Below are 12,685 nucleotides of genomic sequence, written 5' to 3'. Positions count from 1 at the left end.
ATCGTCTTCGCTTATAAAGAATGGAAAGCCCAAAAGGAATAAGAAAAAGCACTCCTCGAGAGTGCTTTTTTCTTTATTTGGACTCTGCATACCATGTAACGACGACATTATTCGTCCCAGCTGCAGGAGCCGTTTCAAAGCGAATTAAAATGCTGCTATCATTGACGTCAATATTTCTGATCTTAGCAATGCCGGCATCCGTTGATGCTGGAATTGCAAAGAAAGCTGTCGGTCTGGTTGATAATCCATGCGGGAGGGATAGTGTCACGGTAACTCCGTCTCCACTAAGCACGGCGCGGCCCGAATTGCTTTCAATCCATTTAGCACCGGACCATACGATGCTATTGTTTAGGTTAGTGTCAAAGAAAACAGCCCCTGGAACCCTCCCTAAATCGACTGAAGTGGGTCTTATGGAGACACGTGACAAAGCTGGCGGAATGTATGTAGAAGATCCGCCGCGGCTTATCCAGCCATAATAAGTGTTTTTGTCCCTCCAGTCAGAATTGATCGCACTGATCTCTTTTAAAGCGGTCGAGGAAATCGTGTTATTAATGATTTGGTTACCTCGGGCATTTGTCTGGACCAAAACAGCCACATTGATGCTGGAGTTGTTGATGATTGTGTTCTGCGAAACAATCGCGTTATTCCCCCAAAGAATGACTGGCGCGCTGCTCTTAATCGTATTATCGATGGCGCTGGTGTTGTTATACATCGAGATGGCACGACCAATGTCGGTCTGAAAGGCTTCAAGAATAATATTATTAGAGGCACTAGCACCATCCAATAGTTCAATTCCCTGTTCAGCTCCCTTTATCGTATTGCCAATGACTTCTACTTCACCGCCTACACTGATGGCTTTATGAGGGCCATTTGGGTACACGCGGTTATAGGACACCGCGGCATAGTTGACAGGTATGGCGCCAGCCTTAAATTGAATGACGGCTCGCGGGGTACTAGGATTGACGTTTCGGATATAATTGTATGAGATATCAATGTCATATGCCGGAATTGAGTTGGGGTTAAATCCAGTTGAATCCGATACCGTGATGCCTGTTGTAGTCGTGTTTGTAATCCGGTTTTTCGTAACTTTTGCAATGCTAATTCCTGAAAGAATGACGCCGTATATGGTTCCGATGATGCGGTTGTCAACGATGGTCATATTGTCATTTGGATACGTGCCGGATTCAGCGTTACAGGTAATCCCTCCGCCTTGCAGGGGAGCTTCACTACTACCAGAGATTGAAGACCAGAGGGACGAGTCGATGTCCTTGTTCACAGGGTCATGCAAATAGTTCCTTTCAATGGTCATATCTTGCGTGCCTTTATTAAGTATGCCATCTCCGAGATAGGCATAGGCTTCATTAGCCTCAACAGTTACCTGTAGGCTCGTTCGAGAGACGATCGGCTCCTCCCCCAGATGATGCAGCGTGTTCTTATAAATCTTTGCCATCTGGCATTCGCTAAGCGCGATACCGTCTGTAAATTTAGATATTTCAACCCGAGAAACATCGACCTTTGTGCAAGATCCAAAGTACATCCCCGTCTTTCCGCTACCCCACACTGCCTGATTAGCGCGTACCAATTTAAGGTTAGATACCGAAATTCCATTCGTGAATGTAAAACTGAAACCCTGATCCGCAACTTCAATCGTTGCACCGTTTCCCTCTATTTGAAGGTCATGCTTGCCGGTGAAGGTGTAGAGAAAGCCCGCCCGGTTTGTTTTGTAGTAACTCCGAGGAGGGAATATCAGTGTGTCCCCGGTTTTTACCGTATTGAATAGCGCAATCAAGGCATTCGTATCATCTGCCATATTGTCGCCTTTCGCTCCCTGCCAGTTTGCGTTAATGCCTCGGACAGCGAACTCTGAATCGATAGCCACAAAGTTTCCAGACAAATCGTTCGTAGTGGCAACATCTAGAGTGTTCCAGTCGTTAAGCTTCATGTTGACCGTTTTCTTTGTTGCCATATGACTTACATCACCCCCAGGGTAGATATGTACCGCTTGGTTTTAATGCGAGATGCCGGAGTTTATGCAATTGAGGGATTAGATATTCTAAAGGTCAAAATACCCGTGAAAACGTTGCACCGAAACCTTCCAGCAGACTTACTTACAGTATGTCAAAAAAAGCCTGCCTGCGCTCCTTGCGATTCCTCGGCGGCAGATTATGCGCATGGCCAGCATGCCGCAGGAACCAGTTACAGAACTTCTTCATGGCGATCTCCTTCCGTTTTTGGCATAAAAAAAGCACCCTAATGAGGTGCTTTGTAAGGCGAGCTACTATAAAAAGCCGATTTTAGAAGGATTTCTTCCAAGTTCGGATAAATGATCAATGAATTTTTTGTTTTCTATTGGGTGCCAAAAATCGAATTGATTTGTTAATCTCGAACCTATTGGACCATGAAACAATTGATCTTTAAGGCTTTCAATTTTTTCATCACGAAATATGATTTGAGAATTTATCCATCCAACAGTCTGCTGAAAGGCGATTAGTCCGCTTTTGTTTACAAAAACTCGCATTAAAGTTTGGTACCCTTCTGAATGTTTAGCGGTCAGCACAATGCACCCCGCGAAATTTGTATTAACTCGAGGGTCATCAAGTATTAATGCGCGGACTGATCCATGACTAAGTAACTTATCCGTATCCCCTTCAGTTAAATCTTTGCAGAGAGCTGCTCCATCTAGTCTAATTAGGTTGAATTCCACTCCTGAAACTACAAATAGAAGATTATTTCCTTGATCTGAAAATTGAACTTTATCATGATAGAACTCGCCAGATCCGGTTAATTCTTGGATGTAAATTCTTTTTAGTTCTTGATAAACAGTATCCGTTGCCTTGGTTACTTCTTGGATAAGTAAATCCATCTTTTCACATTGTTCCAAAGCAGTTACCAAGCTAATTGTGCCGACCACAGTACCCCTCCTTCTTTATTAAGTCATAATAATTCTCTTTCTCCCATAAAAACCCTTCCCCGCTACAAATGTTGTCAAAAGGTAGAGGGATGTCGATCTATTCTGTAGAATGATGTCTGCAGGAGGGATCAACTTGAACGCCCCAAAGAACAAGATACTCAGACAAAACAAGCACTTCTTCGTCGCGATGTTGTCGCAGACGCCCGTGTCCGTCTGGATGCACGGCGAGTTGCTGGACTACGGCGGCATTATCCAGATGGTTGATCCGGTCCGGGTAAAGATCGACGACATGTACTACATGCGCGGCGTGTGCGAATTCCGGATACGATAAGAGCCCGTGGGATCATCTCCCCGGGCTCTTGCTCATATGACGAAGCTCACAAACTCCGGCGACCGTAGCATGCCGGACTTGTACCAGTTTCGGAACCGCACCCTCGCCTTAATCATCGGCTCCAAGTAAACGATCCCCTTACGCTCCCCGGTCACCAGTTGCTGAGCGATCCGATAAAACGCCTTGCGATGGTCAGGCGGCACCGCCAGCTCCACGACTCCGACCGGACGGCCCTCATGAGCAACCAGCCAGCCGAACTCATCGCGGCGGTATCCGGTGATGGCGACCTCGGCGTATTCGTAGTTGATCACCTTGATCCAGTCTTTGCTGCGCTCGCCGACGTACCGGCTGCTTTTGAGCTTGCCGACGATCCCTTCGAGCTTCATCGCTTCGATATGCCGGAAGAGGTTAGTTCCTTTGCCGTCGACCGACATCACTTTACTGAAGAACGACGTATTGGTCAGCACCTGGTCCAGCAGTTGCTTGCGCTCCATCAGCGGCCGGCTCCGGACGTCCTGGCCGTTGAGCTGCAGGATGTCGAACACGTAGAAGTGAACCGGCAGCCGCGCCATGCCCTCCTGGATCCGTTCCGGCCGGGTCAACCTGAATCGCTCCATGACCGTTTCGAACTCGATCTGTCCGGTCGCCGGGTTGAGGTAAGCAACTTCGCCGTCCAGGACGATGTCATCCACGCTGACGGGCACGCTGTGCAGCTCGGGGTATCGGTCTGTCACATCGTTACCATGTCGGGTGTGCAGCCGTACAGCGCCGCTTGAGAGCGTCAGGAGCAAGCGGTGTCCGTCGATTTTTGGCTCAAATATATAATGATCATCGTCCCATGGTTCTTCTCGCTTACTCAGCAGCATTGCCTGCGGCGCCTTCACGTCTGCACCTCCCTTCATTGGTCTGTTATGCCGATTCTACCACTCGGCCGATGGGATGCCTGCAAGCAAATATAGGCAAAGAAAAAAGCCCGGAATCGGGCCCCTATTTGTCGGCAAGTAGCTCCTTGAGGCTATCACCGTACTCGGCAATCAGCGCTCTGATTTTGCGCTCTGCGTCCTCTTGCTCAAGCATCAGGCTGCTTGAAATTGATCTGCACCTATAGGGCACGATGATGACCCCTCTCTCGGCCTTTGGACGCTGGACATGGATGCTGAGCACCCCAAGTTCCTTTCGTGTGTCTACCAGCCTCTTGCGCGTCCAGAGCGACATACCACCGACGCAGTAGCCAAAGAGTCTGTTAAGGATATTCCTTCGTGCGTCCAGCTGCTCGTATGCCTCATCGTACCTCGCCGGCATCATCTCCAAGATCGCGACCTCTTCGATCATTTCCAGCTCTTTTTCCGTCGGCGCTGGGTCCGGCCATTTCATCCCCATATGTATCACCTCATGGAGAGTATTATATGACGAACACCCGTTCTTATTCCAGTTGAAAATATTGACGGTCACCCTCAGCCAAGCAGCTGATCCGCTCAGCAGCTTGGATAAGAGTGCGACGATTACTGACGCTCGTCGCTAGCGCCTGCGATCCGAGCCTTTGCCGATGCAGTCTCGGCTGTGTGGGGGTCATAGGCAGGTCCGGAGTGATAGCGAATAGGGATAGCGAATGAGCGGGAGCCCGGGCATGATCCGGGGCTGCAAGGCGCAGCATCCAATATCCCGCATATAAGTGGCCGCTGAATGGGGGGCTCAGCGGCCGAAGCCTTTGCGGTGCGGGGCCGTGCCTCCCGCGCTATGGGTTGCAGCGGTCTGTGGACATGCTTTCCTCCTGCCGTTCGCACGTCGCATGGCCGAAGCCATACCGCATTGATATGCCCACCCCAACTGAACCGAGTGGAACTCGACCGTTAAAGCGCTGGGGCAGACCGCAGAGGCTGCGGAAGCAGCATGCCGTATATGTGATGCACCGCGTATCGCTATAGGTCCGGGAATGGAACCCGGCACATGTTCGGCGGGAGCGCGGCGCTTGTCACCGATAAAAAGCAGACGCCCGAGAATGGCTCCAAACAGGCGTTCTTAGTTTGACCCCTTCCAAGGAGAGGAAGAACGGGCTGGAACGCGAATTTGGGGCCATTCTGAGCGCCTGAGAAAGCATTGCGCCTGATGCTAGACCTACATCGGCGTTGAAGCAGCGATCACGAGAGGAGCTTTGCACCGGAATATAAAAAGCCGACCACTTGGGCCGGCTGTCGGGTTAGAGCGTTCACGCTCCGTCGGTGTCTCTCTCGATATCTCACAATACAAATATACCATGTCCGAAAGCAAATGGAGTCCCGTTTGGGTGCGAGTTTCACCCGAGTTGTGTTTGAATTAAGTTGGGTTCACTGAATTTCATGAGTTCAGCCGTCAGAACGGTGCCTCCGGACCATGGATCGTTGTAGCTGCGGCCCTTCAGCCGGCAAAACTTGCGCTTCGCGTCCGTGCTGTTCATGGCCTCGATCTGGATGCGTTCTTGCTCCCATCGAACGCCGACTTGGTATGTGGCCATTATGCGATCTTTGATTTCAGCCATCTTCTCCTCGCTCCTCGTTCACATTCTATGATCAATCAACGGTTTTATTTATGTGTGATTGAAAGCATATCATGAACGTGATGCAGAAGCTGAACGTGAAAGGCCGTTCGCAAGCGGTTGTCGAGTTGATCAAGCTTGGGGAACTTACGATCTGACCTTCGTCAGGCCGGAGAGTTCTCTTGACGAACCTTCCATGCCGAATGCGTTTTCGCATTCGGCGGGAAGGTTTTTTAAGTGCAGGAGAACCCCTTCGCTTCGAGTTTGTCGGCAAGCCCTTCAAGTCTCCTGGGATGTCGGCAGCAAAAAAAGGCGGCAGCTCCGCAGGAATGCGGAAGCGGCCGCAAGAAGACCTTTCGGTCGGGGGCAACTAGGATGTGGCTGGGATGCCGGGATGAAGCCGGGCCGGAGGGATGATGACGGCGTCCTTCATGATCGTCTTGGCCGCTTCCGGCGGACTTCCGTCCGAAGGATGCAAATAAACGATTTTTCCATTCAACAGTCCCATATCCATCGGTGAAGGGAAATCGGGATGGTTGAATCGGCGAATCAGCAGATCCAGCATAAGGAACCCTCCCATTGATTATGTAAACTTACCTTACACGATATAGTTGATTATACTCCCACCTTTCTTTTATGTCAATTAATCTATCATATAAACCGGCTGTGAAAACCGGCCAAAAAAACGACCTTGAACCCTCCGCCCCGGCGCTTCGCCGACTGCGGCATGATTCAAGGTCTTTCCGTTCTTTAAAGTCTTATCGTCCTTCACCTTCTTTAATGAAGCTTTATTTCACCGCGCCAGCCACAAGGCCCGAGACGATATGGCGCTGCGCCATGATATATACGACCAGGACGGGCACGATCGTGAACAGCAGCCCCGCGAACAACGGTCCCCATTCGGTTTTGTACTGCATTTCGACCTGCATGGCGGCGAGGCCGATCGGCAGCGTGTACTTCGTCGGATCGATGACGAGAATCGTGCCGACGATATACTCGTTCCAGATTTCAAGCACATTGATGATGCCGACGCTGATGATGCCCGATCGCGACAGCGGCAGCATGATGCGGAAGAACGTTCCGAAATAGCCGGCTCCGTCGATGGCTCCCGCCTCCTCCAGCTCCTTGGGGAGCGTCCGGAAGAAGCCGATCAGGACGAAGATGCCGAAGGCGAGCGTATTGGACGCATAGACGAGAATCAGTCCGAAACGGTTGTTGGCAAGGCCCAGATCGTTCACCAGGAAGAACAGCGGAATCAAGGCAAGCGCAAACGGCACCATCATGGAGGAGATATAGACGGTATACAGCACCTTGCTGCCGAAAAACTTGTAGCGGGCAAGCGTGTAAGCGGTCATGGCCGCAAGGACGAGTCCGAGCACGGTCGCCCCGGCGGTGACGGCAATGGAATTGATGAAGTATTTGCCGAAGTTGTAATTGGTCCATACATACTCGAAGTTCGACCACAGCAGCGGGAACTTCGGCAGCGACCATGGCATGTTGAAGTAGAACTGCTGGTTGTTCTTGAGGGAGTCGGTGAAGGTCCAGAACAGCGGATAGATGACCGATATTCCCCACAGGACGAGGAAAGCATAAAAGATTGATTTGAACACCGGATGAACGGTTCTTTGCAGCATGTAGTCCCTCTCCTTCCATATGATCGGATGCTAGCTGACTTCCACCTGTTCCTTGCGCAGAAGCCATTGCAGGAGAAGGGTCGTGATGAGCGATGTGATGAGGATGACCGTGCCGATCGCGGCTCCGTATCCGAAATGGGCCTGCTTGAAAGCCTGCTGATACAGGTAGGAGCCCATGACCTGGGTCGAGTTGTCGGGACCGCCGGCCGTCATGATCGTCACGATGACGAAGGAGCCGTTGAGCGTCGTCATCATGATGTTGATGACGGAGATTTTCATCTGCTCCCAGATGAGGGGAAGCGTAATATGCCGGAACTGATGCCACTGCCCGGCACCTTCTATATCAGCAGCCTCGTACAGAGAAGCCGGAATGCTCGTGATCGCGGCAATCAGCAGGATCATGTAGAACCCGATGCCCGCCCATACGGCAGGCGGCAGCAGCATCCAGATCGTGTGGCTTTCGAAGCCGAGCCAGTTGATCTCCACCTTGCTGCTGGTGAACAGGGACAGGAAGCCGTTCAAAAAGCCGATTTGAGGATTGTAGATGAAGTTCCACAAAATGCCGACGACGACGGCGGACAACACGTTCGGAATGAAGAAGATGGAGCGGAAAAAGGCGGTTCCCTTCAGGCGCAGGCGGGTCAGCGCCACGGCGAAGAAGGTTGCGATCGCCATGATGCCGATGATTTTGCCGATGACGAGGAAATAGTCGTTGCCGATCGCCGTAAGCATAATGGGATCGTCGAAAATGTCTTTGAAATTTTGCAGCCCGACGTAATCCTTGTGCTGCGACATTCCGGACCAGTCAAAGAAAGAATTGTAGAGCGCCTGGATCAGCGGATAAATCGTAAACACGCAGAAGAACAGAAATGTCGGGATGATGAACGCCGCGATAAAGAGGTTTCTCTGCAGCTTGGCTTTTCCGATATTCATCTCAAACTCACCGCCCCTTAAATCGGAGCATCCCCGAGACAGCTGTCCCGAGGATGGTCCTCAATCTGACTTGCCTTGACCTCGCAAATGATGGACGTGGAATGTCGCCTCTGCCGGCGGATAATCGTTCCGATCGCTGTTGAAGCCGGGTTTCCCTGAACTGGACTCATCGGAAGGAAACCCGTCTTCAAAGGCGAACACTATCGTTTCTTCACGATTATTCCGCAAGCTTGGGCAAGTCCGTCCTTGTTTTGCTCGGTTATTTTTTTACTTTTTCCACGACTTTCACAACGCGGCCGACCCAGCCTTGAGGATCGATCTTGCCGATCGTGAGGGCGTCGGTCGCATCCTGCATCGCCTTGTCGACGTCGGCGTTGAACGTGACCGTCGGCACGACGACCGTGTTGTCGCTCGTCAGGTAAGCCGCCGCTTGCTTGACGAAGTCAGGAGCGTTGGAAGCGCTGATGTCGCCCTTGATGTTGGAAGGAGCGCCGCTCAGCTCGGCGAACTTGGATGCTTGGGATTGCGAGAAGATGAACTGCAGGAACGCTTTCGCCGCTTCCTTGTTTTTGCCGTTTTTGGAGATGGCGACGGTGGACGTGGACGTGTTGGCCACGACTTTTCCGCCGGCTTTTTGCGTTACGGAAGGAATGAAGCCGAATTTGAAGTCGGCCGGAACGTCCTTGGACATTTCGTTAGGCAGCCAGAGGCCGTTCGGAATGAAGGCGTCCTTGTTTTGCAGGAACAGCATTTGCGAATCCGTATGGTTGATGGAGATGGACGTTTTGTCGATGAAGCCCTTGTCGCGCAGCTCGACGATTTTGTTCAGAGCTTCCAGGACGGCCGGGCTCTTGAACGCTTCGACCTTGCTGTCGCCCATATCCTGGAGCAGCTTGTAGTCGTCGTTGTTCGCCGATACGATGGCCGGGTACAGGATGGCGCCGTTGATGTAGTAAGGGTATTTGCCCGTATGGATAAACGGCGTCGTGCCGGCAGCCTTGATCTTCTCGGAAGTGGCGATGAAGGAATCCCAGTCCGTAGGCTCCGTCCAGCTGTTCTTCTCGAACAGGGCTTTGTTGTAGAACACGCCCCATGAGTTCAGGACGAGCGGAATGTTGTACGTCTTGCCGTCGTAGGAAGGAGGCTGCTGCGCGAGCAGGTCGAGGATTTTGACGCCGTCGACGTTTTTGGCGTCCTTGATCCAGTCGGTGAGATCCTCGAGCTGCCCGTCTTCCGCCAGCTGGCGGTCGTTGAGCTCAGGTCCGTCGATGTAGACGAAGTCCGGAGGCGTGCCCGCGATCCACTTCGGCTTGTTCTGCGTATTGATTTGCGGGCCTGCGTCTTCGACGATTTTCAGGTCCGGGTTCGCTTTCTGGAAATCGGCGATGACTTGCTTCCACCACTTGTCGCCGTAACCGCCGACGAAGTACTGGATCTCGAACGTGCCCTTCAGACCGGTCGTCGCGGGGGCGTCGCCGCCTGTGTTGCCCGCTGCATTGGCGGCCGAATTGTCGGCCGGCGCGCTTGCCGTCGGCTCAGGAGAAGCGCTTGACGCCGTGTTGCCGTTAGTGTTGTTGCTGCCGCAGCCGGCCAGTACGGCCAGGGACATCGCGACAGCCATTGCGGTTGCCGCCGTTTTCTTTACCGTGAAAGTCATCTAGCATAACCCCTCCCAAATTGGAACGTTCCCCGCACCCGGATCTCGGTGCCATCTTCCTTTGCTTCAGGTGCTTATCTGTATACTAACGGGAACAGGGCTTCCTCTCCATTGAATATCTTCCGTAAATCCATTAGTATTTTATGATTTTTTTATTCAAAATTTTGATGGAAAAATGAATATTGATTCTGAAAACGAAAAAAAGCCCCTTTTGAGGGGCTTGATTCCAGGTATGGTTGGAGCTTGATCCAGCTAACATTGAAATTATCGACCGAATCGCTATCCGGTTTCCCGATCCGCTTCCAGCGCGACTCTCTGCAGCTCGTCGAGAGCGGCTTTGGGCGTATAACGGCCCGACAGGACGGCGCTGCCGAGCTTGCGCGCCGTATCCATCACCCTCGCCCAAGCCGGCTTTTCGATCGGGATGAACTGCGCGCTGGCCAGAGCATGCAGATCCGCTCTCATGGCGGCATCGGCTGCCGACATCGCATCGCCGGCCGAGCGTGTGACCGGAACGAAGCCCTCCTGCTCCACCATGCTGACGTACTGCTCGTCGCCGTAGAGGAATTGGATGAATTGAGAGAGCGCCTGCTTGTCCGTATGGGCGGTCTTGAAGGAGATCAGCACGTCGTGGACGCCGAAGGTCATCGGAGGCTGTCCCTCCTTGACCGGAATCGGACCCGATCCCCACTGCAGTCCGGGGAACTCCTTGGGCACGACGGAGCTGAAGTAGTTGCCCGATATCATCATGGCGAGTCCGTCGTCCCCGAGAATGCGCTGCTTCTCGTCGCGGGTCGTCACCGTCGGCTCCTCGTCCGTCAAGCCTTCGTCATAGATCTTCTTGAGGAATTCCAGCCCCTCCACGTTGGCCGGCTGATTGATCGCCCACTTGCCGTCCTTCAGCCAGCCGCCTCCCGCGCCTATGAAAAAATAGGACAGATTGGCATGGATCTCGTTGTCGGTCATGTCGATCCCGAATCCTCGGGCCGGAGTATATTGGCGGATCTTCCGGGCGTCATCCGCAAGCTGCTCCCACGTATGCGGCGGCCCCGAAATGCCGGCCTGCGAGAACAAAGCCTTGTTGTAATATAGGCTTCTCACGGAAGCGACATAAGGAATCGCGTATTGAACGCCGTTGTAGCGGTCCTTCTCCAGCAGGAAGGGATACAGATTCGACCGGAAGGATTCCGGCAGAATATCGGCCATGTCATTGAGCAAGCCCCGCTTGGCGAAGTGCGAGTAGAAATTCGTATTCAACAGGTCCGGAGGCTCGTTCTGGGCCAGCATATTTGTGTAGACCCCGTCCAGGATGTCCCAATTGACGACCTGGAGCTCGACGTCGATATCGGGATGCTCCGATTCGAAGCGGCTGACGATGCCGTCGAGAATCGGCTTGGTCGACGTGCTGTATTCGGAGGTGACGAATTTGATCAAAGCCCGCTTCTCTTCAGGCTCCTTCACCTCGGACGCATTCTGCTTTCCGGAGCAGCCGGAAGCGAGAAGCAGCGCGGAGGCCGCGCAGGCCGCGGCTGCCCGGAAGCAGCTGCGGCGCCATTGGGGCGTCTTCATCTCGGTTCAACTCGTTTCGGACTATTCTTAATAGACGAAAGGAAACAACAGCTTCTGGTTTTCCGGCGCATACATGTTGGCTCGGGTAATCGTGGCGGAAGGAATGTCGACTGTCGCGCTTCCGCCGGAAGAATCAAGCGCCGCCTGCACGCCGAGAAACCCCATGTTGAATGGATTCTGTACGATCAGGGCATGCATGGCTCCCTGCTCGAGCAGCTGGATCTCGGGAACGGAGCTGTCGAACCCGATAAGCTTGACGCTGCCGCTGAGACCGGTTTCCTTCAATGCCTTGGCCGCGCCGGCCACGCCGATGTCGGTAAGCGCGATAATGCCGTTCATCCCCGGATAGGCGGCCGTCAGCGACTTCACGGTCCGGTACGCCTGTTCCTCGGATTTGCCGACATTGATCATGCCGAGGTTGTAGGCCGAGCCGGCCGGAAGTGCTTCCAGAACCCCGTTCCTGCGCTGCATGGCTACCGGAGACTTCTCGTCGCTGGTCAAAAAGGCGTAGACCGGCCTTGTTTTGCGTCCGGGAGCGAGGATGCCCGCCGCTTCCCTGCCCTCCTCGACATGGTCGCTGGATACATAGCTGTCCGCCCGGTGATGCAGGAGAGGCGTATCCATGATGATGAGCCTGATGCCCAGACGGGAGATCTCCTCCAGCTGAGGCGCCAGCGCATCCTCGTCGATCGGAGCGAGCACAATGGCCCGCGGCCGCTGCTCAATCGCTTTTTCCAGCAGCCGCGCCTGCTCGTCGGAGTCGATGCTGCGCAGCGGTCCGGACAGCTCCAGCGCAACCTCCAGCTCCTTGGCTGCGGCCAAAGCTCCCGAGCGCACCGTCTGCCAATAATGGGAGTTGGCGTCGGTCGTCTTCATAATGATTGCAATCCGGTTGTCCTGCGGAGACGCCTCGCCCCGGCCCAGCCCCGTCCAGACGACCAGGACGACGAATCCGAGCAGCAGAAGCGGCAGCCACAGCCGTTTGGTTCTCATGATTGCCTCCTCCTCAGCGCACTTGCGGAATCTTGATCGCGACGGTCGTGCCTTCGCCCGGCTCGCTCTCGATGGAGACGCCGTAGTCGGAGCCGAAGGCGAGCTCGATCCGTTCGTTGACGTTGCTCACCCCGATATGATCCCG

The 12,685-nt window shown here is 53.4% G+C and carries 12 protein-coding genes and 1 pseudogene; 2 read left to right on the top strand and 11 right to left on the bottom strand.

The genetic code is table 11. The features are described from left to right. Nucleotides 1–73: 73 nt before the first annotated feature. Together BN871_RS02235 and BN871_RS02230 are read right to left on the bottom strand one after the other, a co-directional pair. Nucleotides 74–1,966 (bottom strand): right-handed parallel beta-helix repeat-containing protein, encoded by a 1,893-nt coding sequence (locus BN871_RS02235; RefSeq protein ID WP_048744194.1) that lies wholly within the window; start codon nt 1,964–1,966, stop codon nt 74–76. A gap of 312 nt (nt 1,967–2,278) precedes the next feature. Then, entirely contained in the window at nt 2,279–2,911 is a 633-nt protein-coding gene (locus tag BN871_RS02230; protein ID WP_021877581.1) for a hypothetical protein, read from the bottom strand. A gap of 133 nt (nt 2,912–3,044) precedes the next feature. Between BN871_RS02230 and BN871_RS02225 the strand changes: the two genes are divergently transcribed. Next, nucleotides 3,045–3,242, top strand: coding sequence for a hypothetical protein (locus tag BN871_RS02225; RefSeq protein ID WP_048744192.1), 198 nt, complete (start codon nt 3,045–3,047; stop codon nt 3,240–3,242). 32 nt (nt 3,243–3,274) lie between these two features. On the opposite strand, the gene BN871_RS02220 is transcribed toward BN871_RS02225, so the two are convergent. The 3 genes from BN871_RS02220 to BN871_RS02210 form a co-directional block, all read right to left on the bottom strand. Next, nucleotides 3,275–4,126 carry an RNA ligase family protein gene (locus BN871_RS02220; protein ID WP_232312765.1) on the bottom strand — a complete coding sequence of 284 codons (852 nt, stop codon included), beginning with the start codon at nt 4,124–4,126 and terminating at the stop codon, nt 3,275–3,277. 103 nt (nt 4,127–4,229) lie between these two features. Continuing rightward, entirely contained in the window at nt 4,230–4,622 is a 393-nt protein-coding gene (locus tag BN871_RS02215) for a hypothetical protein (protein ID WP_021877578.1), read from the bottom strand. A 913-nt stretch (nt 4,623–5,535) separates the two neighbouring features. Further along, complete coding sequence (locus BN871_RS02210) at nt 5,536–5,757, bottom strand: hypothetical protein (RefSeq protein ID WP_021877577.1); 222 nt, start codon at nt 5,755–5,757, stop codon at nt 5,536–5,538. Nucleotides 5,758–5,822: 65 nt separating this feature from the next. Here BN871_RS02210 and BN871_RS02205 point away from each other — a divergent pair. Beyond that, nucleotides 5,823–5,912, top strand: a pseudogene (locus BN871_RS02205) (DNA-binding response regulator); the annotation flags it as partial. A 212-nt stretch (nt 5,913–6,124) separates the two neighbouring features. Here BN871_RS02205 and BN871_RS02200 read toward each other — a convergent pair. The 6 genes from BN871_RS02200 to BN871_RS02175 all read right to left on the bottom strand — a co-directional run bounded on the left by BN871_RS02200 (nt 6,125) and on the right by BN871_RS02175 (nt 12,540). Continuing rightward, nucleotides 6,125–6,319 (bottom strand): hypothetical protein, encoded by a 195-nt coding sequence (locus tag BN871_RS02200; protein ID WP_021877576.1) that lies wholly within the window; start codon nt 6,317–6,319, stop codon nt 6,125–6,127. Nucleotides 6,320–6,542: 223 nt separating this feature from the next. Continuing rightward, nucleotides 6,543–7,388 carry a carbohydrate ABC transporter permease gene (locus BN871_RS02195; protein WP_048744188.1) on the bottom strand — a complete coding sequence of 282 codons (846 nt, stop codon included), beginning with the start codon at nt 7,386–7,388 and terminating at the stop codon, nt 6,543–6,545. Nucleotides 7,389–7,418: 30 nt separating this feature from the next. Then, nucleotides 7,419–8,321 (bottom strand): carbohydrate ABC transporter permease, encoded by a 903-nt coding sequence (locus BN871_RS02190; RefSeq protein WP_048744186.1) that lies wholly within the window; start codon nt 8,319–8,321, stop codon nt 7,419–7,421. 259 nt (nt 8,322–8,580) lie between these two features. Further along, on the bottom strand, nt 8,581–9,978 hold the full coding sequence (locus BN871_RS02185) for an ABC transporter substrate-binding protein (protein ID WP_021877573.1): 1,398 nt from the start codon (nt 9,976–9,978) through the stop codon (nt 8,581–8,583). 279 nt (nt 9,979–10,257) lie between these two features. After that, entirely contained in the window at nt 10,258–11,547 is a 1,290-nt protein-coding gene (locus BN871_RS02180; RefSeq protein ID WP_021877572.1) for an extracellular solute-binding protein, read from the bottom strand. A gap of 27 nt (nt 11,548–11,574) precedes the next feature. Beyond that, on the bottom strand, nt 11,575–12,540 hold the full coding sequence (locus BN871_RS02175) for a substrate-binding domain-containing protein (protein WP_048744182.1): 966 nt from the start codon (nt 12,538–12,540) through the stop codon (nt 11,575–11,577). Nucleotides 12,541–12,685: the final 145 nt, after the last annotated feature.

The sequence above is a fragment of the Paenibacillus sp. P22 genome (genome assembly GCF_000469945.2).
Lineage (GTDB): Bacteria > Bacillota > Bacilli > Paenibacillales > Paenibacillaceae > Paenibacillus_O > Paenibacillus_O humicus.
This window is presented reverse-complemented; position numbering and strand designations above follow the sequence as displayed.